The following is a 24,694-nucleotide window of genomic DNA, read 5'->3' as shown; positions in this document are numbered from 1 at the left end:
TCGTCGCGTGGGATACGCAAACCAGCGTATTCAACTTGCCTACAGCCTTGTCAGCCGACAAGCTATGGCCCCGCAAGCTACCGTCATTAATGGAAGGAAAGGGAATCCGACATGCGTATTCTCATTACCGGGGGAGCCGGTTTCATCGGCTCGGCACTGGTACGTCACCTCATCAGCAATACCGAGCATGAAGTCCTCAATCTCGACAAGCTGACCTACGCAGGTAATCTGGAATCCCTAGCCAGCATTGCCAGCAACACACGCTATGAGTTTGTCCAGGCCGACATCGTCGACCAGGCCGCAGTCAGTGCCGTGCTCACCCGTTTCCAACCGCATGCCATCATGCACCTGGCGGCCGAGTCGCATGTAGACCGATCCATCGACGGTCCGTCGGACTTCATCCAGACCAACATCGTTGGCACCTACAGCCTGCTGGAGGCTGCGCGTGGTTATTGGAACACGCTGGATGAGAACGAGCGCAAGGCATTCCGCTTCCACCATATTTCCACCGACGAGGTCTATGGCGACCTTCATGGCGTCGATGACCTGTTCACCGAAACTACGCCCTACGCCCCCAGTTCGCCCTATTCGGCGAGCAAGGCGGCGTCGGACCACCTGGTACGCGCCTGGCACCGTACCTATGGGCTGCCGGTGCTGCTGACCAACTGCTCGAACAACTATGGGCCATTCCACTTCCCGGAAAAACTTATCCCGCTGGTCATCCTCAATGCCCTCGAGGGCAAGCAGTTGCCTGTTTACGGTGACGGTTTGCAGGTTCGCGACTGGCTGTTCGTCGAAGACCACGCACGCGCCCTCTTCAAAGTGGTTACCGAAGGCAAGGTAGGCGAAACCTACAATATCGGTGGCCATAATGAGCAAAAGAACATCGATGTGGTACGTGGCATCTGCGCCCTGCTTGAAGAGCTGGCGCCACAACACCCCGCGGGCGTCGGCCACTACGCCGACCTGATTACCTTCGTCAAGGACCGGCCTGGTCACGATCAGCGCTATGCGATCGATGCAAGCAAGATCGAACGCGAACTTGGCTGGGTACCGGAGGAAACCTTCGAGACCGGTCTGCGCAAGACCGTTCAGTGGTACCTGGATAACCTCGAATGGTGCAAGCATGTCCAGGACGGCAGCTACCAACGCGAACGCCTGGGCAACAATGACTCCAAGGACCTGATCGCATGACCAAGGGCATCATCCTCGCCGGGGGTTCCGGTACTCGCCTACACCCCATCACGCTTGGCGTTTCCAAGCAACTGCTGCCGATCTATGACAAGCCGATGATCTACTACCCGGTCTCGGTGCTGATGTTGGCGGGCATCCGCGATATCCTGCTGATTTCCACGCCACATGATCTGCCTCAGTACCGTCAGTTGTTTGGTGACGGCAGTCAGTTCGGCATCAACATCAGCTATGCCGAGCAACCTTCGCCTGACGGTCTGGCCCAGGCTTTCCTGATTGGCGAGGAATTCATCGGCGAAGACCCGGTGTGCCTGATCCTCGGCGACAACATTTTCCACGGTCAGGGGTTCAGCGAACAACTGCAGCGTGCGGTCAAGCAACCGACCGGCGCCACCGTTTTCGGTTACTGGGTCAAGGATCCGGAGCGCTTTGGTGTTGTCGAGTTCGACGCTGAAGGCCGCGCCCTGTCGATCGAAGAAAAGCCCACCAAGCCCAAATCCAGTTATGCCGTGACCGGCCTCTACTTCTACGATAACGATGTAGTGCAAATTGCCAAGGGCATCAAACCCTCTCCACGCGGCGAACTGGAGATCACAGACGTCAACAATGTCTATCTGGAACGAGGCGACCTGCGTGTCGAGCGCTTTGGTCGAGGTTTTGCCTGGCTCGACACAGGTACGCACGACAGCCTCCTCGAGGCCTCCCAGTATGTGCAGACCATCGAACACCGCCAGGGGCTGAAAGTAGCCTGCCTTGAAGAGATCGCCTTCCAGAAAGGCTGGATCTGCCGTGAAAAGCTGAAGGCGAAAGCCGAAGAACTGAAGAAGACAGGTTACGGCCAGTATTTGAGTATTCTGGCCGCCGAAGCATGATGATTTTCACCGCCAACAGTGCGGGATGACCAGAAGCTGATTTGTCCACGGGAGCCTGGTGAGGATGCTTCTGCGCCCACCAGACGCCTGGCAGGACCTAACCTGACTGAAATCGAGTTGCCACCATGAAACCCCTGAAAATTCTCGTCTGCGGCCGCAATGGCCAAGTTGCCCAGGCGCTGCAAGGCGCCTTGGCCGGTTTAGGCGAAGTACATCTGGTCGGCCGAGACAAGCTCGATCAGGCGCAACCAGAACTATTGCGCGAACCGCTACGCCAGCTGGCGCCTGACTTGATCATCAATGCCGCCGCCCATACCGCAGTGGATCAGGCCGAAAGCGAGCCGGAACTGGCCTTCGCGATCAATGCCGAGGCGCCACGAGTGCTTGCCGAGGAAGCGGCGCGCCTTGGCGTGCCGCTGATCCACTACTCCACGGACTATGTCTTCGACGGCTGCAAGTCCGAACCCTATAACGAAGATGATACGACCCATCCACTCGGCGTTTATGGCAAAAGCAAATTGGCGGGCGAACAAGCTATCAGGGCTGTGGACGGCGAGCACCTGATCCTGCGCACCAGCTGGGTCTATTCGCTGTATGGACGCAACTTCCTGTTGACCATGCAGCGCCTGCTTCAGGAACGTCCTCAGTAACGTCGTGAACGACCAGATCGGCGCCCCGACCTGGGCAGCCACAATTGCCGCCAGTACGCGTGCATTGATCGAGCGCTGGCAGAACGGTCAGGCCGGCGCCTGGGGCACCTACCACCTGACCGCCCAGGGTGAAACCTCCTGGTTCGGCTTCGCCCAGGCCATCGGTGAACAGCTGAAGGCGCGCGGGCTGCCCTGCGCCGAACTGCTGCCGATCCCCTCGAGCGAGTACCCGACGCCAGCGCAACGACCGCTCAACTCACGCCTGGATTGTTCCCGCCTTGCCCGCGAATGGCAGGTCAGCCAGCCGCACTGGCACGATGCACTCATCGACTGCCTCAAGTAGCGCATAATTGCGCCAGATCCTACTGGCGCCCTTATCGCGATGATCCCAAGACCCACGCCTCCCCGCCGCCCCCGCTGGCGCAGCCTGGCCCTGCTGGCGCTGTGCCTGGCCCCGCTGCTGTGGCCGCTGCAGCACCTGGCCGAGCGTTACTACCAGGACGAGCTGGCTTCGCAGAACCGCCAGACCCTCGACCTCTACGTCGCCAACCTGCTGGGCACCCTGCACCGCTACGAAACCCTGCCGCAAATCCTCGGTGACCTGCCGGCGCTGCGTGGCGTGCTGGCCGACCCGTTTCGTCTCGAGGCGGTGACCAACGCCAACCGCCTGCTCAAGCACATCACCCAGCAGACCGGCGCCGAGGTGATGTACCTGATGGATGTCAGCGGCAACACCCTGGCCGCCTCCAACTGGGACAAGCAGGACAGTTTCGTCGGCCGCAACTTCTCGTTCCGCCCCTACTTCATCGAAGCGATGGAAGGCCACCTGGGGCGCTTCTTCGGCCAGGGCACCACCTCGGCCAAGCGCGGTTACTTCTTCGCCGCCGCCGTGCACGACCGCGACAAGGTGATCGGCGTGCTGGTGGTCAAGGTCGACCTCGACCACACCGAGACCCTCTGGGGCCGCACCCCGGAACAACTGCTGCTGACCGACCAGAACGGCGTGGTGGTGCTGACCTCGCGCCCGGACTGGCGGTTCCGCGCCACCCGCGAGCTGACCGCGGCCGAGCGCCAGGCCATCGTCGCCATCCAGCCCTACCCGACCCAGGCGCCGCAGCCGCTGACCCTCGACCAGGCCGCCTGGCTGATCCAGACCCGCGACATCAAGGAAACCGGCTGGCAGGTGAGCATCCTCGCTCCGCGCCTGCTGGTCGACCGCTCGGTGCAGACGGTCATGGCCATCGGCGGCGGCGCGCTGCTGGTGACCATGCTCCTGGCCGGCCTGGTGATGCAACGCCGACGCCACTACATCGACCGCATCGACTTCGAGGCCCGTGCCCGCCAGGAGCTGGAAAAGCGCGTGGTCGAGCGCACCGCCGACCTCGAAGGCCTCAACACCCGGCTCAAGAGCGCCGTGCTCGAGCGCGAAAGCGCCCAGCAGGAGCTGGTGCGCGCCCAGGACGAGCTGGTCCAGGCCGGCAAGCTGTCGGTGCTCGGCACCATGTCGGCGAGCATCAGCCACGAACTCAACCAGCCGCTGGCGGCCATCCGCAGCTACGCCGAGAACGCCGAGATCCTGCTCGATCATCAGCGCACCGAGGACGTGCGCGGCAACCTCAAACTGATCGGCGAGCTGACCGGGCGCATGGCCTCGATCATCGCCCACCTGCGTGCCTTCGCCCGCCGCGACCAACACGCCCCGGAAAGCGTGGCCCTGCAACCGGCCCTGGACGACGCCCTGGCGCTGCTGGCCAAGCGCCGCCGGGCCATGGCCGTGGAGCTGGTGCGCGACCTGCCCGAGGCCACCCTGTGGGTACAGGCTGGCGAGACCCGCCTGCGCCAGGTGCTGGGCAACCTGCTGGCCAACGCCCTCGATGCCCTCACCGAGAAGGCCAACCCACGCCGGCTGTGGCTGAGTGCCGAACGCCAGGATGACTGCGTCTACCTGTACATCCGCGACAATGGCCCCGGCTTCAGCCGCCAGGCCCTGGAGCACGCCAAGGAGCCGTTCTTCACCACCAAGACCCGCACCCAGGGCCTGGGACTGGGGCTGGCCATCTGCGAAAGCCTGATGCATGCGCTGGGCGGCGAGCTGCTGCTGGGCAACCACCCGGAAGGCGGTGCCCTGCTGACGCTGAAACTGCGCGTGGCCAAGCCCGGCGCCAACCTGCAATCTTCGGAGGACACCTCGGCATGACCGAGACACTGATCGACAGCCGCGCCCAGGTGCTCCTGGTCGACGACGACCCGCACCTGCGCCAGGCCCTGAGCCAGACCCTGGACCTGGCCGGGCTCAAGGTGGTGGCCCTGGCCGACGCCCAGGGCCTGGCCGGGCGCATCGAGGAAGACTGGCCGGGGGTGGTGGTCAGCGATATCCGCATGCCCGGCATCGATGGTCTGCAACTGCTGGAACAACTGCATGCCCGCGACAGTGAGCTGCCGGTGCTGCTGATCACCGGTCACGGTGATGTGCCCCTGGCGGTGCAGGCCATGCGCGCCGGGGCCTACGACTTCCTCGAAAAGCCTTTCGCCAGTGATGCCCTGCTCGACAGCGTGCGCCGCGCCCTGGCCCTGCGCCGCTTGGTGCTGGATAACCGCAGCCTGCGCCTGGCCCTGAGCGACCGCCAGCAGTTGGCCACGCGCCTGGTCGGCCAGTCGCCGGGCATGCAGCGCCTGCGCGAGCAGATCGGCGCCCTCGCCGGGACTCGCGCCGACGTACTGATCCTCGGTGAGACCGGCGCCGGCAAGGAGGTGGTGGCCCGCGCCCTGCACGACTTGTCGAGCCGCCGCGACGGCCCGTTCGTGGCGATCAACGCCGGCGCCCTGGCCGAGTCTGTGGTAGAGAGCGAGCTGTTCGGCCACGAGCCCGGGGCCTTCACCGGGGCGCAGAAACGCCGGATCGGCAAGTTCGAGTTCGCCAACGGCGGCACGTTGTTCCTCGACGAGATCGAAAGCATGAGCCTGGACGTGCAGGTCAAGCTGCTGCGCCTGCTGCAGGAGCGGGTGGTCGAACGCCTGGGCGGCAACCAGCTGATCCCGCTGGATATCCGCATCATCGCCGCGACCAAGGAAGACCTGCGCCAGGCCGCCGACCAGGGCCGTTTCCGCGCCGACCTGTACTACCGCCTGAACGTCGCGCCACTGCGTATCCCCGCGTTGCGCGAGCGCGGCGACGACATCCTCGTGCTGTTCCAGCACTTCGCCGATGCCGCCAGCGAGCGCCACGGCCTGCCGCCCCACAGCCTGCAACCGGCGCAGCGCGCCGTGCTCCTGCGCCACGACTGGCCGGGCAACGTGCGCGAGCTGCAGAACGCCGCCGAACGCTTCGCCCTGGGCCTGGAGCTGGCCCTCGATGGCCAGGTGCCTGCGGCGGCCCATGACATCCAGGTGCCCGTGCCGACCGGCAACCTCAGCGAGCAGGTCGAGCAGTTCGAGCGCTCGTTGATCGCCGCCGAACTGGGCCAACCGCACAACTCGATGCGCAGCCTCGCCGAGGCCCTCGGCATCCCGCGCAAGACCCTGCACGACAAACTGCGCAAGCACGGCCTGAGCTTCGACGGCGGTGGCGGGCACGACGACCAGGAGGACAACCGTCCATGAGCACCGACAGCCAGTACCTGCAATCGGTATTGCACAGTGATATTCCGCTGACCCGCGAGATGGGGATGGAAGTCCTCGATTGGCAACAGCACTGCCTGCGCCTGAAGCTGCCGCTGGCACCCAACGTCAACCACAAGAGCACCATGTTCGGCGGCAGCCTGTACTGCGGCGCGGTGCTGGTGGGCTGGGGCTGGCTGCATCTGCGCCTGCGCGAGCTGGGGATCGATGACGGACATATCGTCATCCAGGAAGGGCAGATCAGCTACCCGCTGCCGGTCACCGGTACGGCAGTGGCACAGTGCCCGGCGCCGGACGAGAAGACCTGGGAGCGGTTCCTGACGATGTACCAGCGTCGCGGGCGGGCGCGGCTGACGCTGGAGACGGTGGTGAGCAACGAGGGCAGCGACCAGCCTGCGGTGAGGTTCAGCGGGCAGTACGTGTTGCATCGCTGAAAGCTGGGGGCGCTTCGCGCCCCTTTCGCGGCACAAGGCCGCTCCTACAGGGGGCACGTTTCCCTGTAGGAGCGGCCTTGTGCCGCGAAAGGGCTGCAAAGCAGCCCTGGCTATCTCAAGCTCAGATCGCACCCGCCAGCTCGACCAACGCCTGCCGCCAACCGGCAGCCTTGGGCAACGCCAGGAAAAACGGATTGAGCAACGACTCCCGCGCCGGGTACCGGAACGGCAATCCATCCAGCCCGATCACCTCGCCCCCGGCCCCTTCCAGCACGCCCTGGGCAGCCGCCGTATCCCACTGCGAAGTCGGCGCCAACCGCGGATAACAGTCGGCACTGCCTTCGGCCAGCAGGCAGAACTTCAACGAGCTGCCGATATTGGCCAGTTCCAGCTCACCAACGGCGCTTGTCAGGCCAGCCAGTAGCGCTTCCTGCTGCGGACTGGAATGCCGACGGCTGGCGACGACGGTAAACTTCGCCCCCTGCGGTGGCGCGTTGCGTACCTGGATCGGCTGCGCGCCGCCATCACGCTCCACACGCCAGGCACCCAGGTTGCGCCCGCCGAAATAACAGCGGCCATTGGTCGGCATCGCCACCACCCCGAACACCACCTCGCCGTTCTCGACCAGCGCGATATTGACGGTGAACTCTTCGCTACCGGCAATGAATTCCTTGGTGCCATCCAGCGGATCGACCAGCCACCAGCGCTGCCAGCCTGCGCGGGTGGCCAGCGGAATCTCGCAGTCTTCCTCGGACAGCACCGGGATCTGCGGTGCCAGCGCCTGCAACCCATCCGCGATCACTCGATGAGCCGCCAGGTCGGCAGCGGTCACCGGTGAATCGTCGGCCTTGCTGGTCACCGCCACATCGGCGCGCCAGAACGGCAGGATCGCCTCGCCGGCCGAGCGGGCGAGCGCCACCACGTCCTGCATCAATAGCCGATCGCTCATACGCTCAGCACTCCACGCTGGATCAACAGGTCACGGGCCAGGTACAACGCCGCCAGCGCCCGACCTTCGGTGAACTGTGGGTGCATGGCCAGCGCCGAAAGCTCACGCAGGTTGACCTTGTCGACCCGCATCGGCTCGGGCTCGTCGCCCTCCAGGCGTTCTTCGTACAGGTCCGAGGCCAGCACCACCTGGATCTTCTGGCTCATGTAGCCGGGCGACAGCGACAGCTCGGTCAGGTGCTCCAGTTGGCGTGCGCCGAACCCGGCCTCTTCCTTGAGCTCCCGGTCGGCGGCAGCCAGCACGTCCTCGCCCGGCTCGATAAGCCCCTTGGGCAAGGACAGCTCGTACTCATCGGTGCCGCCGCAGTACTCCTCGACCAGCACCGCGTGCTCGGCATCGAGCATGGCCACGATCATCACCGCGCCATAACCGTTGCCACGACCGACCAATCGCTCGTAGGTGCGCTCGGTGCCGTTGGAAAAGCGCAACTGCACGGCTTCGACCCGGAACAGGCGGCTGCTGGCGACGATCTCGCGGCTGAGGACGGTGGGTTTCTGGCGCATGGGGCGGCTCCTTGGCGTGAACGGGTTACTATACCGTGGCTAGCCGACTGATCGAGAATTTCCCATGCCCGTTCTTCCCTGGTCCGCCATCGATACCGTCCTGCTGGACATGGACGGCACCCTGCTCGACCTGCATTACGACAACCGCTTCTGGCTGGACCACCTGCCCCAGCGCTACGCCGAGCTGCATGGTGTGAGCCGGGCCATGGCCGAGCTCGAGCTGCGCCCGCTGTTCGAGCAGCACGCCGGCACGCTCAACTGGTACTGCCTGGATTTCTGGAGCCGCGAACTGCGCCTGCCGATCCGCGAGCTGAAACAGGAGATTGCCGACCTCATCGCCCTCAAGCCGGATGCCGACACCTTTCTCGCGGCCGTGCGCAAGGCGGGCAAGCGGGTGGTGATGATCACCAATGCGCACCGCGATTCGCTGTCGCTGAAACTGGAGCGGGTGGAACTGGCGCCGTACTTCGAACGGCTGATCAGCTCGCATGACTATGGGTATCCGAAAGAGAGCCCGCAGTTCTGGGACGCGCTGCAGGCGGATATCGGCTTCGAACCGGCGCGCAGCCTGTTCATCGATGACACCCTGGCGATTCTGCGCAGTGCCCGGCGGTTCGGGGTGGGGCATCTGCTGGCGGTGCGCCAGCCGGACAGCCGGGCTGAACCTCGGGATACCCAGGAGTTTGCGGCGGTCGAGGATTACCGGGAGTTACTGGTTGGCCTGTGAGGGCCTCTTCGCGGGTAAACCCGCTCCCACAGGAGTTGCACAGTCCTTGAATGTGGTGCAGTACCTGTGGGAGCGGGTTTACCCGCGAAAGAGCCGGATCAGACGATGAAGATTAATCCGGAATACGCAGCACCTGCCCCGGATAGATCTTGTCCGGATGCTTGAGCATCGGCTTGTTCGCCTCGAAGATCTTGTTGTACTTGTTGGCGTCGCCATACTCGGCCTTGGCGATGGCACTCAGCGTATCGCCCTTCTTGACCGTAACGAACCGCGCCGCCTGGGCGATGGGCCCAGTGACGGTGATCTGGTCATCCACCGAAGCCACCCCTGCGATATTGCCGGCGGCCAGGATGATCTTCTCCTTCTCCTCCTGGCTGGCAACCTCGCCCTTGAGAATGACCTTGTCACCCTCTACAGTGGCCGAGATGTTCGGGTTGCCCAGACCAACGTCCTGGACGTGTTTCTTCAACTGTTCCTCGGCATTGGCATTGCCCGGCGTCAGCAGGTCGATCAACTTCTCGCCGGCTTCCTTCACGAAACTGAACAGGCTCATGTGGCGCTCCTTTGATGGTGAATCCATGGAAGCAGGAGTCTAGGCCAGGATCACCCATCCCGCCCCGCTGCGACCAATCGACGCGCTCTATCACGACATAGACGCTAGCGATTAGACGCCATCGGCACAGGGGCCTAGGCTTGTGGGGTCAAACTGCCAGCCGGTATTCGCCCCGATGAACAGCAAGCCACCGGTCTGCGCGGCGTCCACGCCTTTTGCCCTGCCCGCCGCCAGCAACACCTACGACTACGTCCAGCTCACCGACACGGCCCCCGACAGCACGCCGCTGGCCGAGGAAGTAGCACTGGCCATCGTCTACAACGGCCTGAACCAGGCGGTGATGCTGGTCAGCCCGACCGACCTGGAAGACTTCGCCGTCGGCTTCAGCGTGGGCAGCGGCATCGTCGCCGGTACCGAGGAAATCTACGACGTGAAGCTCTCCGGCAGTGGCTCGGCGCTGTATGCCGACCTGGAGATCTCCAGCCGTGCCTTCTGGAACCTGAAGAACCAGCGCCGCCAGCTGGCCGGCACCAGCGGCTGCGGCCTGTGCGGCGTCGAGGCCCTGGAGCAGGCATTGCCCGAGCTGGACGTGCTGCCCGGCGCGCCCTTGCCGCCCGCGCACTGGCTGAAGGACCTGCGCCAGCGCATCGATGCCTTCCAGCCCCTCGGCCAGCATTGCGGCGCGGTGCACGCGGCGCTGTTCATGGACCGCGACGGCCAGTTGCTGCTGGGCCGCGAGGATATCGGCCGGCACAACGCCCTGGACAAGCTGATCGGCGCCCTGCTGCGCCAGCGCATCGACACCGCAGGCGGCCTGGCCATCGTCACCAGCCGCTGCAGCCTGGAACTGATCCAGAAAGTCCTGCGCGCCGGCATCCAGACCCTGGTCAGCCTCTCCGCGCCCACGGGCCTGGCCCTGCAATGGGCGCGCAAGCACAACCTCAACCTTATCCATCTGCCCAAACACAGCGCACCGCGGGTGTTCAGCCCAGCGGCGGAGTAGCAACAGCCGTGACCTCCTACGAAAAACTGCCAGACAACGCCCCCGCCTCCACCCCTCGCTACAAGCCCTACCCCGGCCCCGCCGGCGGTTGGGGGGCGCTGCGCAGCGTGGCCAAGGCCTGGGTGGGCAGCGACAACGCCCTGAAGAACATCCGCGCCCTGCTCAAGACCAACCAGAACGGCGGTTTCGACTGCCCCGGCTGCGCCTGGGGCGACTCGCCCGAAAGCGGCATGGTCAAGTTCTGCGAGAACGGCGCCAAGGCGGTCAACTGGGAGGCCACCAAGCGTCGCGTCGATGCGGCGTTCTTCGCCCGCTACAGCGTCAGCGCGCTGCTCGAGCAGAGCGACTACTGGCTCGAATACCAGGGACGCCTGACCGAGCCGATGGTCTACGACCCGGTCACCGACCGTTACCGGCCGATCGACTGGGACGCGGCCTTCGCCCTGATCGCCCGCCACCTGAACAACCTGTCCAGCCCTGACCAGGCAGAGTTCTACACCTCCGGCCGGGCCAGCAACGAGGCGGCCTACCTGTACCAGCTGTTCGTGCGCGCCTACGGCACCAACAACTTCCCCGACTGCTCGAACATGTGTCACGAGGCCAGCGGCGTGGCCCTGGGGCAGAGCGTCGGCGTGGGCAAGGGCACGGTCACCTACGACGACTTCGAGCACGCCGACGCGATCTTCGTCTGGGGCCAGAACCCCGGCACCAACCACCCGCGCATGCTCGACCCGCTGCGTGACGCGGTGAAGCGCGGCGCCCAGGTGGTCTGCGTCAACCCGCTCAAGGAACGTGGCCTGGAGCGTTTCCAGCATCCGCAGAACCCACTGGAGATGCTGACCAACACCGACCGCCCGACCAACACGGCGTTCTTCCGACCGGCTCTGGGCGGCGATATGGCGCTGCTGCGCGGCATGGCCAAGTTCCTGCTGCAATGGGAACACGAAGCCCAGGCCAAGGGCGAGCCGGCGATCTTCGACCACGCCTTCATCGCCGAGCACGGCCATGGCGTGGACGAGTACCTGGCGGTGGTCGATGCCACCTCGTGGGAGCAGATCCAGGCGCAGTCGGGCCTGACCCTGGCCGATATCGAACTGTCGGCGCGCATGTACTGCAAGGGCAAGCGGGTGATCATGTGCTGGGCGATGGGCATCACCCAGCACCGCCATTCGGTGCCGACCATCCAGGAAATCGTCAACCTGATGCTGCTGCGCGGCAATCTCGGCGTGCCGGGCGCCGGCCTGTGCCCGGTGCGCGGCCACAGCAACGTACAGGGCGACCGCACCATGGGCATCAACGAACGCCCGCCGGTGTTCCTGCTCGACGCCCTCGAAAAGCGCTTCGGCTTCCCGGTGCCGCGCCACAACGGCCACAACACCGTCGAAGCGATCCACGCCATGCTCGATGGCCGGGCCAAGGTGTTCATCGGCCTGGGCGGCAACTTCGCCCAGGCCACGCCAGACACCGAGCGCACCGCGCAGGCGCTGCGCAACTGCGAGCTGACCGTGCACATCAGCACCAAGCTCAACCGCAGCCACCTGGTCCACGGCAAGCAGGCGCTGATCCTGCCGTGTCTGGGCCGCACCGATATCGACCTGCAGGGCGAAGGCCCGCAGGCGGTGACGGTGGAGGACTCGTTCAGCATGGTCCACGCCTCCAACGGCCAGCTCAAGCCGCTGTCGCGGCAGATGCGCTCGGAGCCGGCCGTGGTCGCCGGTATCGCCGCCGCCACCCTGGGCAAGCAACCGGTGGACTGGCACTGGTTGGTGGCCGACTACGACCGCATCCGCGACCTGATCGCCGACACCATCCCCGGCTTTGCCGACTTCAATGAACGCCTGCGCCTGCCCGGCGGCTTCTACCTGGGCAACAGCGCCGGCAGCCGCCAGTGGAAGACCGCCAGCGGCCGCGCCAACTTCAAGGCTAACCTGCTGCCCGACAGCCTGCTCGACGAGCGCGTGCGCGCCAGCGGCCAGTTGCCGGACCTGATCATGCAGTCGATGCGTTCGCACGATCAGTACAACACCACCATCTATGGCATGGACGACCGCTACCGCGGCGTGCGCGGCCAGCGCGACGTGCTGTTCGTCAACGAAGCCGACATCGTTCGCCTGGGCTTCCAACCGGGGCAGAAGGTCGACATCGTGTCGCTGTGGGGCGATGAGCATGTGCGCCGGGTGCAGGGCTTCACCCTGCTGGCGTTCGACATTCCCGCCGGCCAGGCGGCGGCGTACTACCCCGAGGTGAACCCGCTGGTGCCGCTGGAGAGCATCGGCGACGGCAGCCATACGCCGACGTCGAAATTCATCGCCATCAAGCTGGAGCGGGCGCGGGACGACGGGCGCATCATCTGAGCCCTGTGCCGCCCCCCCTGTAGGAGCGGCCTTGCCGAGGCGTCGGACCGGCCGGAAAGGGCCGCGCAGCGGCCCCGGCAATTTCTGCATCCACGCTAAGATCCTGGGGCTGCTTTGCAGCCCTTTCGCGGCACAAGGCCGCTCCTACAGGGGCGAGCGCAGATTCCGAGCAACTGCCCACAAAAAAGCCCTGTTCCGCAACGGTTCAGGGCTTCGTCATAAATAGCTCAGACAACCGAAAATCGCGAAAGTTTCATACATAATTCAATAACTTAGAGAATTGTGTACAACTCGTGCTACTCGTCGGATTCCGATTGCCAGGCGCCTCGGCGAGCCTCAAATTCCGCTTCGTCATCCCTCTGAGGCTCTCTTGATGAAGAAGTACTCCTCGATTCTGTTGTTGTCTTTTGGTCTGCTCAGCGGCGTTGCCATGGCAGGCGGCACCACCGAAGCCGGCATTGGCGGCGCATTGGGTGGGGTACTGGGCTCCGTGGTGGGCAACTCCATCGGCGGTAGCACCGGCGGCGCCATCGGTGCCGGCTTGGGCGGCGCGGCCGGCGGTGCGCTGGGTGCCGACAAGCGCCAGCGTGGCGAAGCCGCCATCGGTGGCGCGCTGGGCGCCGCGGGCGGCAACGTGGTGGGTCGCTCCGTGGGCGGCACCACCGGCAGCTACATCGGCGCGGCCGCCGGTGGTGGCGCCGGTGGTGCACTGGGCAACTACATGGGCAACAAGGCCGACGAAGACGAACGCCACGAGCGTCGCTACCGTCGCGACTACGACGATCGCCGCTATACGACCGTGGCCACCACTACGGCCATCGCAAGCACAAGCGCCACTGGCGCCATGACTGATCGTCTGGCTTACGCCTGAGGCCTAAGGCCCTGCCCTCATCGGCAGGGCCTTTTCGTTTGCATACCCGCCAGAGGATTAGGGGCTGCCCCGATATGGAGGCCACTAGCCACTAGTTATCATCGCTGTTTCGATCAAGCACAGGACGCAGGGAATGCGCACGATCTTCACCTACCCTATCTGTCCGCCCCGGGCCAGGAGAGGCTGAAGGATGCCTGGCCGCCGCCCGCCACTGCTCGGCGAAGCCAGCTTTGCGTCGATTCGCCAGCGGGTCGTGCAGGCCACCGGCGTGCAACTGGCCGACGACCGCCGCGCCGTGGTCGCAGCGCGCCTGCACAAACGCCTGAAGGCCTTGGGCCTGGCGGATTTCGAGCGTTACCTTGCCTTTCTCGACAGCCCCCTGGGCGTGAACGAACACGAGCACCTGCTGCGCCTGCTGGTCGCCCGTGACAGCTACTTCTTTCGCGAGCATCGCCACTTCGAATGCCTGGCCCGCTGGCTGGCCGACCTCGACCACCCCGCACGCCTGTGGAGCGCCGCCTGCGCCACCGGGGAGGAAGCCTGGAGCCTGGCCATGGTCGCCGCCGAAAATGCCCGCCATCCCGGCTGGCAGGTGCTGGCAAGCGACTTCGACTCAAAACTGCTGGAGACCGCCGCTGCCGGTATCTACGACATCGCCCAGGCACGCTACTTCCCCGAAGGCTGGCTGGCCCGCCACTGCCTGTGCGGCGTCGACGAGATGGCTGGCCGGCTGCGGGTCACCGCAGCCCTGCGCGAGCAGGTGCGCTTCGAGGCGCTCAACCTGATCCGGCCCCTGCCCGAACAGCTCGGCAGCTTTGACGTCATCCTGTTGCGCAACCTGTTGTCGAACCTGGCGCCACGGTACAAGAACGAGGTACTCCAGCGCCTGCTGGCACATCTGCGCCCCGGTGGCCTGATGATCATCGGTCACAGCGAGAGCGTCCACGCCCTGGGCCTGCCCCTGCGTCCACTACTGCCGTCGGTGTTCGAACGCCTATGATAAGAGGCACTGCCGCGACCATCGGCAGACAAGGACTGATCGCGCAACCGCGCGGCAGTGCGCTTTCGGATCGAGCAGGCCTGCCGCCCCCCTTCCCTTGCGAAACAGGCCCTTATCCATGCCCTGCCGAATCTTGCTTGCCGATCACTCGCCGCTCTTCCGCGCCGGCCTGCGTGCCCTGCTTGAACAGAAGAAAGATTTCGTCGTGGTGGGCGACACCGGCGATGCCATGACGGCCGTGAGCCTCGCGGAAAAACTCAAGCCGGACATCGTGGTGCTCGACATGAGCGGCGAGCTGGACAGCCAGCAGGCCCTGCAGGAGCTGTTCATCCGCGCCCCCGCCAGCCGGGTGCTGATGTTTTCGCCACGCTCAGAGCTCGAGCATGTAATGAGCTGCCTGCAACTGGGTGCCCATGGTTTCCTGCTCAAGAACGCCACGGTCAGCGAACTGGAGCAGGCCCTGCAGACCCTGCGCGGTGGCGGCCAGTACCTGTCGTCGGCGGTGCTGCCGATGGTCATCGGCCAGGCCCTGAAACACAGCCGCAAGCGCGTCGTCAGCCAGGTGCAGACACCGCCGCTGACCAACCGCCAGCTGGAGATCCTGCGCCTGATCGCCCGTGGCGAGACCACCCGCTCAATCGCCGACGGCCTGGGCCTGAGCATCAAGACCGTCGAGGCTCACCGCTCGCAGATCATGCACCGCCTGCAGATCCACGACGTGCCCGGCCTGGTGCTGTTCGCCGTGCGCGAGGGGATCATTCGCCTCAACGATTGAGCGACAGTCCGGCGAGGATCAGCTGCAGCGTTTCCGGCAGCACCACCGGACGGCCCGAGGCCCGCTCGATGAACACCTGCACCACACTCCCCGCCGCGCAGGCCTCGGCCTCGCCCGGGCGGAACAGCGCCAGGCGGAACTCCACGGTGCTGCCCGCCAGGCGCGTCACGCCCAGGCCCACCTCGAGCACGTCGGGAAAGCCCGGCAAAGCGAAGAAGTCCGCCGCCGAGCTGACGACGAAGCCGGCCAGCTCACCGTCGCGCAGGTCCAGTTCGGCCTGTTCGACCAGGAAGGCCTGGATGGCTGTTTCGAAGAAGGCATGCACGGTGGCGCCAGCGAGGTGACCGTTGTGGTCGTTGTCCTGCGGGCGGGTGAGGATGGGATGGAAATGGGAGAAGGCGGAGCGTTGGGGGGATTCTGTCATGAGGACAACCTGATTTCCTTTGCATGTCAGCGAAGCTTCCCACATAGACTTGGGAACGCCTATAGTCGCAATCAACAGTAGATTGCATAAGATGGTACGCGTCCCATGAAGCCGAGACATACACCCGTGCCGACCCTGCAACTGGATCATGCCCACCTCAGCCGCCTGGCTGAAAGCCGTCGAATCAACGCCACCCACATCGTTGGGCAACCCGGAGGCTGGGCGGTCCAGGTGGATGTCGACGATCAGGAGCACGTACTCACCGCACAGCGTAGCGGCAACGTCCGGCTGTTCAAGAAGCTCGAGACACTGGTCAGCTACCTGCATGATCTGGGTATCGACCATTTCTTGGTCGACAGCTCGATCTGGGATCCGCGACAGACCACCACCTACCAGCGGCCGGATCGCGCCCAGGCACTCAAAAGGGCCCATGAGGCGGCAGCCTACGACACCTGGTTCAGCGAACAGGTCGACGCCAGCCGTCGCGATCCATCCCCCACGCTGGATGACGAAGAAGTCGAGAAGTTCTTTGCCGCCCGCCGAGCCGAGCTGAGAGCCAAAAACCGCTGATGCGCCTTGTCTGGTCGGCAATGGCTCGCAACGATCGTCTGCGCATCATGACCGTCGTTGCACAAGACAACCCGGCAGCGGCAGAGGCGCTGGATGAAGCCTTCAGGGACAAGGCCAGACGCGCCGCTCGCAACCCGCGCCTGTACAAGCCCGGCAGATGCGTCGAAACACACGAAATCGTGGTAACGCCCAACTACGTGATGATCTACCAGGTACAGGAGGACGAAGTCGAAATCCTCCGGATCCTGCATGCACGGCAACAATGGCCTTGATCTGAAAAACGAAAAAGCCGCCCCGAAGGGCGGCTTTTCATCCGAACCGGCTGCAGCTTACAGCTGCGGACCAGCAGCCTTGATGGCGTCGGAAACGTCGAACTTCTTGAAGTTCTCGGTGAACAGCGTGGCCAGGCCCTTGGCGGCTTCGTCGTAGGCAGCCTTGTCAGCCCAGGTGTTGCGCGGGTTGAGCAGCTCGGTCTCGACGCCCGGAACAGCCTTCGGCACGTCCAGGTTGATGATGTCCAGGTGCTCGGTCTCGGCACCGACCAGAGCGCCGCTCTGGATGGCAGCGATCACGCCACGGGTGGTCGGGATGCTGAAGCGCTTGCCAACGCCGTAGCCACCACCGGTCCAGCCGGTGTTGACCAGGTAGACCTTGGAGCCGAACGCCTTGATACGCTTGATCAGCAGTTCGGCGTATACGCCGGCCGGACGCGGGAAGAACGGTGCGCCGAAGCAGGTGGAGAAGGTCGACTTGATGCCGCCGCCCGAACCCATTTCGGTGGAACCGACCAGCGCGGTGTAGCCGGACAGGAAGTGGTAGGCCGCCTGCTCGTTGTTCAGGATCGACACCGGAGGCAGTACGCCGGTCAGGTCGCAGGTCAGGAAGATGACCGCGTTCGGCTCGCCGCCCAGGTTCTCTGCCGAGACCTTCTCGACGTGCGCCAGCGGATAGGCGGCACGGCTGTTCTGGGTCAGGCTCACGTCGGCGTAGTCGGCGTGCTTGTTGGCGTCGATCACGACGTTTTCCAGCACCGCGCCGTGCTTGATGGCTTTCCAGATGACCGGCTCGTTCTTCTCGGACAGGTCGATGCACTTGGCATAGCAACCGCCTTCGATGTTGAAGACCACGCCCTCACCCCAGCCGTGCTCGTCGTCACCGATCAGGTAACGGCTTTCGTCGGCCGACAGGGTGGTCTTGCCGGTGCCGGACAGGCCGAAGAACAGGGTGACATCACCCGCTTCGCCGATGTTGGCGGCGCAGTGCATCGGCAGCACGTCGGCGGCCGGCAGCAGGAAGTTCTGCACCGAGAACATGGCTTTCTTCATTTCACCGGCGTAACGCATGCCGGCGATCAGCACCTTCTTCTGGGCGAAGTTGATGATCACGCAACCATCGGAGTTGGTGCCGTCACGCTCAGGCACGCACTCGAAGTTGGCGACGTTGAGGATCTGCCACTCACCACGGCCAGCCGGGTTGTACTGCTCGGGGTTGATGAACAGGCAACGACCGAACAGGTTCTGCCAGGCGGTCTGGGTGGTCATCTTGACCGGCAGGTAGTGCTCGGCCGCAGCGCCTACGTGAACGTAGGAAACGAAGTGATCCTGGGCGTTGTTGAACGCCTCGACGCGGTCCCACAGGGCATCGAACTTGTCGGCCGGGAACTTGCGGTTGATCGGGCCCCAGCCAATCTGGTCCTGGGTGGACGGTTCTTCGACGATGAAACGGTCAGCTGGCGAACGGCCAGTGCGGTGACCGGTTTCCACCACCAGCGCGCCAGTATCGGCCAGCACGCCTTCACCGCGGGACAGCGCTTCTTTTACCAGCTCATCGACGCTCAGGTCGGTGTACACGGTGTTGTTGGCTTGCGTCATGAGATACCCCATCCGGCCCGAGGCCGAGTGCTCCAAACGTTTTGTAGTCGTCTCGAAAAAACTACTACAGCGAAAAAAGTGGCCGGATTATGCCAGAAACGCCCAAAAAAAGTAGGCCCCTCCTGTCAGAACTGCGTTTTTGCGCAATTCGACAGGAGAATATCCTGTAGTGAACCGTTTCAGTGCTGAGTTTCTGACGGCGCCTCGGTGCCGCCACCGGCAAACAATTGCGCCACATCGCTTGCATCGAAGAGATAGCGCTCGTTGCAGAACTGGCAATCGATCTCGACCTGGCCGCCGCACTCGGCCACCAGCGCCTTGGCATCCTGCTCGCCGAGGCTGACCAGGGCGTTGCCGGAACGCTCGCGCGAGCAGCTGCAACGGAAGCGTAGCGGCTGGATATCGAACAGGCGAACCGCGTCCTCGTGGTACAGGCGGTGCAACACGGTTTCGTTGTCCAGGCCGAGCAGTTCCTCGGTCTTCACGGTGTTGGCCAGGGCCTTGACGTGGGCCCAGCTTTCCTCGCGCTCCTCGCTGTCCTTGTGGATCTCGGCCGGCAGCTGCTGCACCAGCAGGCCACGGGCGCGGGCGCCATCGGCGGCCAGGGAGATGCAGGTGTTCACCTGCTGCGACATGACGAAGTAGTTGGTGAAGCACTCCGACAGGTCCTTGCCGTCCAGCTCTACGGTGCCCTGGTAGCGCTGGCCGTTGACCGGAATGATGGTCAGCACCAGGTGACCGCCCGGCATCAGGTCGGCAAGGCTGGCATCCGCCTTGATCTGCTCGGCCTCGTAGCGGGCCAGGCCACGGATGTCGTGCTCGCTGGTGTACTCGATGGCCAGCAGCGGCACCGGGCCCGAGGACTGCGCCTGGAGCACCAGCAACCCGTCGAACTTCAGGGTGCCGACCAGCAGCGCGGCGGCGGCCATGAGCTCACCCAGCAGGTGCTGCACCGGCTGCGGATAGTCGTGCTTGGCCAGCACCTCGGCGTAGCTGCGTTCCAGCGCGACCATCTCGCCGCGGGCGTCGCGGTCGTCGAACAGGAAGCGTTGGGTGAAATCGGTATCTGGCAAGTCGCTCATGGTTGTCTGGCTTTCTAAAAATGATTACAAAATAATTACAGGAGACCGAAAGGTCCGTCGTAGAGCGCTCAACGAGACGCTCAAATCCTGCTGGATATCGAGGTATTTTATGGACAATCGACCACTGTTCCAAGCAAGGTGGTCCTGGGGCCCCTTGGCAGCCTGCACCCTGCTACCCATCGCATTACTGTGTTTCTGGTTGTGGCCCGTTGGCCAGATCCTGTGCCTGACTTTCGACGAGTGGCTGTTCCACAGCCTCAATGCGCCCCTGGCCGACAACCTGGTCTGGCGGTCGATCTGGGCGGTCGGCAGCCTGCGTCCCTTCGACATCCTGGTCGGCCTGATCATGCTGTCGCTGCTGATCCGCGGCGATTGGGTATTCAAGGCCACCCAGGTACGCCAGGCGTTTTTCGGTTTCCTGGTCACCCTACTCCTCTTAGTGGTGATTCGCGCGCTGTTTTCCAAGTGGGTCAGCGCAATGGGCTGGCAACACAACAGCCCGTCGATGGTGTTCGACAACGCCGTGCACCTGAGCGACTTCTATCCGCACATGGAAGCGAAGTGGGAATTGAAGGACCGTTCCAGCCAGAGCTTCCCGGGTGACCACGCCTCGGTGCTGCTGATCTGGGCGCTGTTCATGAGCCTGTTCAGCCGCCGCCTGGTACAGCACCTGGTGATCTGGGCACTGGCCTTGCTGTTCATGCTGCCGCGCCTGGTGGCCGGCGCCCATTGGGGGCAGGACGACTACATCGGCGGCCTGTTGATGGCGCTGCTGGCACTGGGCTGGAGCTGCCACACGCCCCTGGCGGCCAAGGCCAGCGCGGCGCTGGTGCGCTGGACGGCGCCGCTGTTCGGCCTGCTCGGCAAGCTGCCGTTGGTCAGGCGCATGAGCGTGATGCGCGCCGCCTGATCCATTGCCGGGGCCGCCAGGCGGCCCCGCTCTCAGGCCCTGGCCAGCTCCGGCAAGTCCCCGGACAACCCCAGCGCCTGGCGCACGAACAGCGCCTTGGCCTCGGGCATCTGCTCCACCAGCTTCAAGCCGCTGTTGCGCAGCCAACGCAGGGGCAGCGGATTGGCCTGGAACAGGCGCTCGAAGCCCTCCATCGCCGCCATCAACGCCAGGTTGTGCGGCATGCGTCGCCGCTCGAAGCGGCTCAGCACCTTCACATCGGCCAGGCGCTCGCCACGCTCGCAGGCGCGGACCAGCTCCTCGGCCAGCACCGCGGCGTCGAGAAAGCCCAGGTTGACCCCCTGCCCGGCCAACGGGTGGATGGTATGGGCCGCATCGCCAATCAGCGCCAAGCCCTCCTCAACGTAGCGTTTGGCATGGCGCTGGCGCAGCGGCACGCAGACCCGCGGATCCGCCTCCAGCACATCGCCCAGACGCCCCTCGAAAGCCCGTTCCAGCGCTTGGCGGAAGGTCGCGTCATCCATCGCCATGGCCTGCTCGGCCTGCTCCGGGGTGGTCGACCAGACGATCGAACACCAGTCCTGGCGGCCATCGCGGCTCAGCGGCAGGAACGCCAGCGGGCCTTCGTCGGTGAAACGCTGCCAGGCCGTTGCCCGGTGCGCCTCGCTGCAGCGCACGCTGGTGACGATGGCATGGTGCAGGTAATCCCACTCACGGGTCGCGCAGCCGGCCAGGCGGCGTACCGCCGAGTTGGCGCCATCGGCGGCGATCACCAGCGGCGCGCGCAGCTTGCGGCCATCGGCCAGGGTCAGCAGCCACTCATCGCCGGAGCGGCGCAACTGCTCCAGGCGAGCGTTGGCCAGCAGCCCGACATCGCTGTCGTGCAGACGCTCCAGCAGGCCGTCCTGGACCACGCGGTTCTCGACGATATGACCCAGCACCTCGGCATGCACGCTGGCGGCGGAGAAATGGATCTCGCCGGTGCCGCTGCCGTCCCAGACATGCATGTCCGAGTACGGCGAGACACGCCGCCGGGCGATGCCGTCCCAGGCGCCGAGGCGCTCGAGAATGCGCTGGCTGGCCGCCGACAGGGCGCTGACCCGCGGCTCGAAAGGTGCCTCGCCGTCAAACGGCTTGACCGTCATCGGCCCGCCGTCTAGCAGGAGCACCTCCAGGCCACTGTGGCGCAGGGCCAGGGCCAGGGCGCTGCCGACCATACCGGCACCGACAATCAACAGATCTGCGCGCATTTCCATGCCTTACGCCTGCCTCGCTTGCGGCTTGAGCCGCACGTATAGGGTTTTGTCGACCCGCGCCACCAGCTCGCCGGCACCGTCGCGGATCTCCACCTGCAACCGGGGCAGGTATTTCTTGCCGCTGGCGGTCTGCTGGCGGATCTCGTCCAGCAGCGCGTCGTCGACGTGGAATTCGGCATACACCGGGCCCTTGCCCGGCGAGATGAAATCGATGCTGGCGGCCTTGTCCCAGACGATGTATTCACGGCCCAGCTGCTCGATCAGCAGCAGCATGTAGAACGGGTCGACCATCGCGTACAGGCTGCCGCCGAACTGGGTGCCGACGTAGTTGCGATTCCACCGCGTCAGCTTCATGCGCACCTTGACGCTGCGCATGTCCGGGCTGATTTCCTGGATGTGGATACCGGCGCCCAGGTAGGGTGGGTAGAAGTTCAGCAGCCAGCGCAGCATCCGCGCCCGCCGTGCGAGCCTGCGCGCATCGCTCATGGGCGGCCTCGCGGATCGGGGCGGGTGCCCAGGCCCATGGCCTGGCGGGCGAACCAGCTTTTCGCCGGCGGCAGCAGGTCCAGGCCGAGCAGGCCAAGGTTGCGCCCGGCAGCCAGCAGCGGCTGGCTGCTGCCAAACAGGCGGGTGACCTGGTCGGAGAAGCCGATGGTCAGGGCCTGGTCGAGGCGCTGGCGCTGGTGATAGGCCTGCAGCGTGGCCAGGTCACCCGGCAGCGCCGGGCCGGCCAGCAGGGCGTCCGCCAGCGACTGCACGTCGCGCAGCGACAGGTTGAAGCCCTGACCGGCGATCGGGTGCAGGCTGTGGGCGGCGTTGCCCAGCACCACCAGGTGCGGGCGTACCTGCTCCTCGGCCTCGACCAGCGACAGCGGATAGAGATGGCGGGCACCGACCTGGCGCAGGGCGCCGAGGCGGTAGCCGAAGGCCTCCTGCAGCTCGCGCAGGAAGCTGCGCTCGTCGAGCTCGGCCAGGCGCCTGGCGTCCATCCCCTGTCGGGTCCAGACCAGCGCGCAGCGGTTGTCCGCCAGCGGCAGCAAGGCCATCGGGCCTTGCTCGGTGAAGCGCTCGAAAGCCTGGCCGGCGTGGGCTTCGCCCGGGGTGATATTGGCGATCAGCGCGCTCTGGTCATAGGGCGTGTTGCGCACATGGATGCCCAGTTGCTCGCGCAGGCCCGAACGACCGCCGTCAGCCAGCACCGCCAGGTCGCATTCCAGCGAAGTGTCGTCGTCCAATTCCAGGCGGTAGCCGCCGGCGATGGCCTGCATCGCCTGCACCTGCGCCGGGCAGCGCCAGCTGATCACTTCGTTGTCGATGGCCTGCCACAGGCACTGGCCGAGCCAGGCGTTCTCCACCACGTAGCCGAGTGCCGGCACGCCTTCTTCCAGGGCGTCCAGGCGGGTGCCGCCGAAGCGGCCGCGGTCGGACACCTGGATCTGCCGGATCGGCTCGGCGCGGCGGCTGATGGTCTGCCACAACCCCAGGCGCTCGTATATCTGCCGGGTGCCGTAGGACAGCGCCGAGGAACGTGCGCATAGCTGGGCTGGAAGCTATCGCCGGGCGCGAACGGCTCGATCAGCAGGATCTTCCAGCCACGGGCCTTGGCCGCGGCCTGCAGCGTCAGGGCCAGGCTCGCGCCCACCAGGCCGCCACCGATGATCGCCAGGTTGACCCGGTTCATGCGACGTCCTTGCGGGCGTCATGCATCAGCGCCTCGATCTCGGCGACCGTGCGCGGCACGCCTGAAGTCAGGATTTCACAGCCTTGTCTGGTCACCACCACGTCGTCCTCGATCCTTACCCCGATGCCGCGCCACTTCTTCGCCACCGCCTGGTTGTCGACGGCGATGTAGATGCCGGGTTCGACGGTCAGCGCCATGCCCGGTTCGAGCACGCGCCACTGGCCACCGACCTTGTATTCGCCCACGTCGTGCACATCCATGCCCAGCCAGTGTCCGGCGCGGTGCATGTAGAAGGCGCGGTAGGCCTCGCTGTCGATCAATGCCTGCACCTCGCCCTTGAGCAGCCCCAGCGCCACCAGCCCTTCGGTTATCACCCGCACGGTCGCCTCGTGGGCGTGATTCCAGTGCTTGCCCGGGGCGATCTCGGCGAACGCCGCGGCCTGGGCCGCGAGCACCAGCTCGTAGATGGCTTTCTGTTCCGGCGAGAACCGCCCGTTGACCGGGAAGGTGCGGGTGATGTCGCTGGCGTAGCAGTCGATCTCGCAACCGGCGTCGATCAGGACCAGGTCGCCGTCCTTGAGCGGCGCATCGTTCTGCTGGTAGTGCAGGATGCAGCCATTGCGCCCGGCGGCGACGATCGAGCCGTAGGCCGGCATCTTCGCTCCGCCCTTGCGGAACTCGTAGTCCAGCTCGGCTTCCAGGCTGTACTCGTGCAGCCCGGCACGGCAGGCCTGCATGGCGCGCACGTGGGCCCGGGCGGAAATCGCCGCGGCCTCGCGCATGACCTTCACTTCCGCCGCCGATTTATACAGGCGCATGTCGTGCAGCAGATGATCCAGGGCAACGAACTCGTCGGGCGGGGCGCCGAGGCGGGCCTTGGAACGGATCACGTTAATCCACTCCATCAGCCGGCGGTCGAACTCGGGGTTGCTGCCCATGTTGCTGTAGACCCGCTCGCGCCCTTCGATCAGGCCCGGCAGGATCTCGTCGATATCGCTGATGGGGAAGGCATCGTCGGCGCCGAAATCGCGCACTGCGCCTTCCTGGCCGGCGCGCAGGCCGTCCCACTGCTCGCGCTCGGGGTTGCGCTCACGGCAGAACAATACGTACTCGCCATGCTCGCGCCCCGGAATCAGGGCGATCACCGCCTCCGGCTCGGGGAAGCCGCTCAGGTACTGGAAATCGCTGTCCTGGCGGTAGACATGCTCGACGTCGCGGTTGCGAATGGCAACTGCGGCCGCCGGCAGGATGGCGATGCTGTTGGGGACCATCTGCGCCATCAGCGCCTTGCGCCGACGGGCGTACTCCGCCTTGGGTATGTGGCTCATGGGCAAACGACC

At 65.2% G+C, this 24,694-nt stretch carries 22 protein-coding genes and 3 pseudogenes; 15 read left to right on the top strand and 10 right to left on the bottom strand.

The window, feature by feature from the left end; all coding sequences use genetic code 11:
* Positions 1-111: 111 nt before the first annotated feature.
* The 6 genes and pseudogenes from rfbB (at position 112) to VUG52_RS01155 (ending at position 6,765) form a co-directional block, all read left to right on the top strand.
* A complete protein-coding gene (gene rfbB / locus VUG52_RS01180; RefSeq protein WP_050703350.1) occupies positions 112-1,194 on the top strand; it encodes a dTDP-glucose 4,6-dehydratase in 1,083 nt (360 codons plus the stop codon).
* Positions 1,191-2,063 (top strand): glucose-1-phosphate thymidylyltransferase RfbA, encoded by an 873-nt coding sequence (gene rfbA / locus VUG52_RS01175; protein ID WP_050703349.1) that lies wholly within the window; start codon positions 1,191-1,193, stop codon positions 2,061-2,063. The genes rfbB and rfbA overlap by 4 nt, the downstream gene beginning before the upstream one ends.
* Positions 2,064-2,197: 134 nt before the next feature.
* Positions 2,198-3,056: pseudogene (gene rfbD, locus VUG52_RS01170) on the top strand (dTDP-4-dehydrorhamnose reductase).
* Positions 3,057-3,095: 39 nt separating this feature from the next.
* A complete protein-coding gene (locus VUG52_RS01165) occupies positions 3,096-4,910 on the top strand; it encodes a sensor histidine kinase (protein ID WP_050703348.1) in 1,815 nt (604 codons plus the stop codon).
* On the top strand, positions 4,907-6,313 hold the full coding sequence (locus VUG52_RS01160; protein WP_050703347.1) for a sigma-54-dependent transcriptional regulator: 1,407 nt from the start codon (positions 4,907-4,909) through the stop codon (positions 6,311-6,313). The genes VUG52_RS01165 and VUG52_RS01160 overlap by 4 nt, the downstream gene beginning before the upstream one ends.
* The gene (locus tag VUG52_RS01155) at positions 6,310-6,765 is read left to right on the top strand and encodes a thioesterase domain-containing protein (protein WP_050703346.1); all 456 of its coding nucleotides are present in this window, start codon (positions 6,310-6,312) and stop codon (positions 6,763-6,765) included. The genes VUG52_RS01160 and VUG52_RS01155 overlap by 4 nt, the downstream gene beginning before the upstream one ends.
* 121 nt (positions 6,766-6,886) lie before the next feature.
* On the opposite strand, the gene cysQ is transcribed toward VUG52_RS01155, so the two are convergent.
* Both cysQ and nudE read right to left on the bottom strand, forming a co-directional pair.
* Entirely contained in the window at positions 6,887-7,714 is an 828-nt protein-coding gene (gene cysQ / locus VUG52_RS01150; protein ID WP_050703345.1) for a 3'(2'),5'-bisphosphate nucleotidase CysQ, read from the bottom strand.
* Positions 7,711-8,277 carry an ADP compounds hydrolase NudE gene (nudE, locus tag VUG52_RS01145; RefSeq protein ID WP_050703344.1) on the bottom strand — a complete coding sequence of 189 codons (567 nt, stop codon included), beginning with the start codon at positions 8,275-8,277 and terminating at the stop codon, positions 7,711-7,713. Before nudE ends, cysQ begins: the two co-directional genes overlap by 4 nt.
* Positions 8,278-8,341: 64 nt before the next feature.
* On the opposite strand from nudE, the gene yrfG reads away from it, so the two are divergent.
* Positions 8,342-9,004: a GMP/IMP nucleotidase gene (yrfG, locus tag VUG52_RS01140; RefSeq protein WP_050703343.1), complete on the top strand. Its 663-nt coding sequence runs from the start codon at positions 8,342-8,344 to the stop codon at positions 9,002-9,004.
* A gap of 112 nt (positions 9,005-9,116) precedes the next feature.
* Here yrfG and lysM read toward each other — a convergent pair whose 3' ends face one another.
* A complete protein-coding gene (lysM, locus tag VUG52_RS01135; protein ID WP_050703342.1) occupies positions 9,117-9,557 on the bottom strand; it encodes a peptidoglycan-binding protein LysM in 441 nt (146 codons plus the stop codon).
* A 175-nt stretch (positions 9,558-9,732) separates the two neighbouring features.
* Between lysM and fdhD the strand changes: the two genes are divergently transcribed.
* The 5 genes and pseudogenes from fdhD (at position 9,733) to VUG52_RS01110 (ending at position 15,560) form a co-directional block, all read left to right on the top strand.
* Positions 9,733-10,560: a formate dehydrogenase accessory sulfurtransferase FdhD gene (gene fdhD / locus VUG52_RS01130; RefSeq protein WP_050703341.1), complete on the top strand. Its 828-nt coding sequence runs from the start codon at positions 9,733-9,735 to the stop codon at positions 10,558-10,560.
* Positions 10,561-10,568: 8 nt separating this feature from the next.
* Positions 10,569-12,914, top strand: coding sequence for an FdhF/YdeP family oxidoreductase (locus VUG52_RS01125; protein ID WP_220689962.1), 2,346 nt, complete (start codon positions 10,569-10,571; stop codon positions 12,912-12,914).
* 373 nt (positions 12,915-13,287) lie between these two features.
* Positions 13,288-13,766 (top strand): annotated as a pseudogene (locus VUG52_RS01120) (glycine zipper domain-containing protein).
* A 209-nt stretch (positions 13,767-13,975) separates the two neighbouring features.
* On the top strand, positions 13,976-14,785 hold the full coding sequence (locus VUG52_RS01115) for a CheR family methyltransferase (RefSeq protein WP_050703336.1): 810 nt from the start codon (positions 13,976-13,978) through the stop codon (positions 14,783-14,785).
* A 118-nt stretch (positions 14,786-14,903) separates the two neighbouring features.
* A complete protein-coding gene (locus VUG52_RS01110; RefSeq protein ID WP_050703335.1) occupies positions 14,904-15,560 on the top strand; it encodes a LuxR C-terminal-related transcriptional regulator in 657 nt (218 codons plus the stop codon).
* Here the strand turns inward: VUG52_RS01110 and VUG52_RS01105 are convergent.
* Positions 15,550-15,984 (bottom strand): acyl-CoA thioesterase, encoded by a 435-nt coding sequence (locus tag VUG52_RS01105; RefSeq protein ID WP_050703334.1) that lies wholly within the window; start codon positions 15,982-15,984, stop codon positions 15,550-15,552. The two genes, VUG52_RS01110 and VUG52_RS01105, sit on opposite strands and share 11 nt — an antisense overlap.
* Positions 15,985-16,089: 105 nt before the next feature.
* Between VUG52_RS01105 and VUG52_RS01100 the strand changes: the two genes are divergently transcribed.
* Positions 16,090-16,554: a hypothetical protein gene (locus VUG52_RS01100; RefSeq protein ID WP_256205952.1), complete on the top strand. Its 465-nt coding sequence runs from the start codon at positions 16,090-16,092 to the stop codon at positions 16,552-16,554.
* Positions 16,554-16,826 carry a type II toxin-antitoxin system RelE/ParE family toxin gene (locus VUG52_RS01095; RefSeq protein WP_050703332.1) on the top strand — a complete coding sequence of 91 codons (273 nt, stop codon included), beginning with the start codon at positions 16,554-16,556 and terminating at the stop codon, positions 16,824-16,826. The genes VUG52_RS01100 and VUG52_RS01095 overlap by 1 nt, the downstream gene beginning before the upstream one ends.
* Positions 16,827-16,883: 57 nt before the next feature.
* On the opposite strand, the gene VUG52_RS01090 is transcribed toward VUG52_RS01095, so the two are convergent.
* Together VUG52_RS01090 and hslO are read right to left on the bottom strand one after the other, a co-directional pair.
* Entirely contained in the window at positions 16,884-18,425 is a 1,542-nt protein-coding gene (locus VUG52_RS01090; protein WP_050703331.1) for a phosphoenolpyruvate carboxykinase, read from the bottom strand.
* Positions 18,426-18,604: 179 nt separating this feature from the next.
* Positions 18,605-19,507 (bottom strand): Hsp33 family molecular chaperone HslO, encoded by a 903-nt coding sequence (gene hslO / locus VUG52_RS01085; RefSeq protein ID WP_050703330.1) that lies wholly within the window; start codon positions 19,505-19,507, stop codon positions 18,605-18,607.
* Positions 19,508-19,616: 109 nt separating this feature from the next.
* Here hslO and VUG52_RS01080 point away from each other — a divergent pair, with 109 nt between their 5' ends.
* Complete coding sequence (locus VUG52_RS01080; protein WP_050703329.1) at positions 19,617-20,417, top strand: phosphatase PAP2 family protein; 801 nt, start codon at positions 19,617-19,619, stop codon at positions 20,415-20,417.
* 32 nt (positions 20,418-20,449) lie between these two features.
* Here VUG52_RS01080 and VUG52_RS01075 read toward each other — a convergent pair whose 3' ends face one another.
* The 4 genes and pseudogenes from VUG52_RS01075 to pepP form a co-directional block, all read right to left on the bottom strand.
* A complete protein-coding gene (locus VUG52_RS01075; protein WP_177330811.1) occupies positions 20,450-21,667 on the bottom strand; it encodes a 2-octaprenyl-3-methyl-6-methoxy-1,4-benzoquinol hydroxylase in 1,218 nt (405 codons plus the stop codon).
* A 9-nt stretch (positions 21,668-21,676) separates the two neighbouring features.
* Positions 21,677-22,159: a DUF4442 domain-containing protein gene (locus tag VUG52_RS01070; RefSeq protein ID WP_050703327.1), complete on the bottom strand. Its 483-nt coding sequence runs from the start codon at positions 22,157-22,159 to the stop codon at positions 21,677-21,679.
* Positions 22,156-23,354 (bottom strand): annotated as a pseudogene (ubiH, locus tag VUG52_RS01065) (2-octaprenyl-6-methoxyphenyl hydroxylase). The gene VUG52_RS01070 and the pseudogene ubiH overlap by 4 nt, the downstream one beginning before the upstream one ends.
* Positions 23,351-24,682 (bottom strand): Xaa-Pro aminopeptidase, encoded by a 1,332-nt coding sequence (gene pepP / locus VUG52_RS01060; protein ID WP_331832340.1) that lies wholly within the window; start codon positions 24,680-24,682, stop codon positions 23,351-23,353. Before pepP ends, ubiH begins: the two are co-directional and overlap by 4 nt.
* Positions 24,683-24,694 lie beyond the last annotated feature (12 nt).

This window comes from Pseudomonas sp. LH21 (assembly GCF_036549575.1).
GTDB classification, from domain to species: domain Bacteria; phylum Pseudomonadota; class Gammaproteobacteria; order Pseudomonadales; family Pseudomonadaceae; genus Aquipseudomonas; species Aquipseudomonas peradeniyensis.
Note: the sequence above shows the minus strand (reverse complement) of the source record. Positions and strands in the feature narration are given on the sequence as shown.

Bases quoted from the DNA above. Each gene is read 5' to 3' on its own strand.
- rfbB (WP_050703350.1), top strand. From the start codon at position 112: ATGCGTATTCTCATTACCGGGGGAGCCGGTTTCATCGGCTCGGCACTG.
- rfbA (WP_050703349.1), top strand. From the start codon at position 1,191: ATGACCAAGGGCATCATCCTCGCCGGGGGTTCCGGTACTCGCCTACAC.
- VUG52_RS01165 (WP_050703348.1), top strand. From the start codon at position 3,096: ATGATCCCAAGACCCACGCCTCCCCGCCGCCCCCGCTGGCGCAGCCTG.
- VUG52_RS01160 (WP_050703347.1), top strand. From the start codon at position 4,907: ATGACCGAGACACTGATCGACAGCCGCGCCCAGGTGCTCCTGGTCGAC.
- VUG52_RS01155 (WP_050703346.1), top strand. From the start codon at position 6,310: ATGAGCACCGACAGCCAGTACCTGCAATCGGTATTGCACAGTGATATT.
- cysQ (WP_050703345.1), bottom strand. From the start codon at position 7,714: ATGAGCGATCGGCTATTGATGCAGGACGTGGTGGCGCTCGCCCGCTCG.
- nudE (WP_050703344.1), bottom strand. From the start codon at position 8,277: ATGCGCCAGAAACCCACCGTCCTCAGCCGCGAGATCGTCGCCAGCAGC.
- yrfG (WP_050703343.1), top strand. From the start codon at position 8,342: ATGCCCGTTCTTCCCTGGTCCGCCATCGATACCGTCCTGCTGGACATG.
- lysM (WP_050703342.1), bottom strand. From the start codon at position 9,557: ATGAGCCTGTTCAGTTTCGTGAAGGAAGCCGGCGAGAAGTTGATCGAC.
- fdhD (WP_050703341.1), top strand. From the start codon at position 9,733: ATGAACAGCAAGCCACCGGTCTGCGCGGCGTCCACGCCTTTTGCCCTG.
- VUG52_RS01115 (WP_050703336.1), top strand. From the start codon at position 13,976: ATGCCTGGCCGCCGCCCGCCACTGCTCGGCGAAGCCAGCTTTGCGTCG.
- VUG52_RS01110 (WP_050703335.1), top strand. From the start codon at position 14,904: ATGCCCTGCCGAATCTTGCTTGCCGATCACTCGCCGCTCTTCCGCGCC.
- VUG52_RS01105 (WP_050703334.1), bottom strand. From the start codon at position 15,984: ATGACAGAATCCCCCCAACGCTCCGCCTTCTCCCATTTCCATCCCATC.
- VUG52_RS01100 (WP_256205952.1), top strand. From the start codon at position 16,090: ATGAAGCCGAGACATACACCCGTGCCGACCCTGCAACTGGATCATGCC.
- VUG52_RS01095 (WP_050703332.1), top strand. From the start codon at position 16,554: ATGCGCCTTGTCTGGTCGGCAATGGCTCGCAACGATCGTCTGCGCATC.
- VUG52_RS01090 (WP_050703331.1), bottom strand. From the start codon at position 18,425: ATGACGCAAGCCAACAACACCGTGTACACCGACCTGAGCGTCGATGAG.
- hslO (WP_050703330.1), bottom strand. From the start codon at position 19,507: ATGAGCGACTTGCCAGATACCGATTTCACCCAACGCTTCCTGTTCGAC.
- VUG52_RS01080 (WP_050703329.1), top strand. From the start codon at position 19,617: ATGGACAATCGACCACTGTTCCAAGCAAGGTGGTCCTGGGGCCCCTTG.
- VUG52_RS01075 (WP_177330811.1), bottom strand. From the start codon at position 21,667: ATGCGCGCAGATCTGTTGATTGTCGGTGCCGGTATGGTCGGCAGCGCC.
- VUG52_RS01070 (WP_050703327.1), bottom strand. From the start codon at position 22,159: ATGAGCGATGCGCGCAGGCTCGCACGGCGGGCGCGGATGCTGCGCTGG.
- pepP (WP_331832340.1), bottom strand. From the start codon at position 24,682: ATGAGCCACATACCCAAGGCGGAGTACGCCCGTCGGCGCAAGGCGCTG.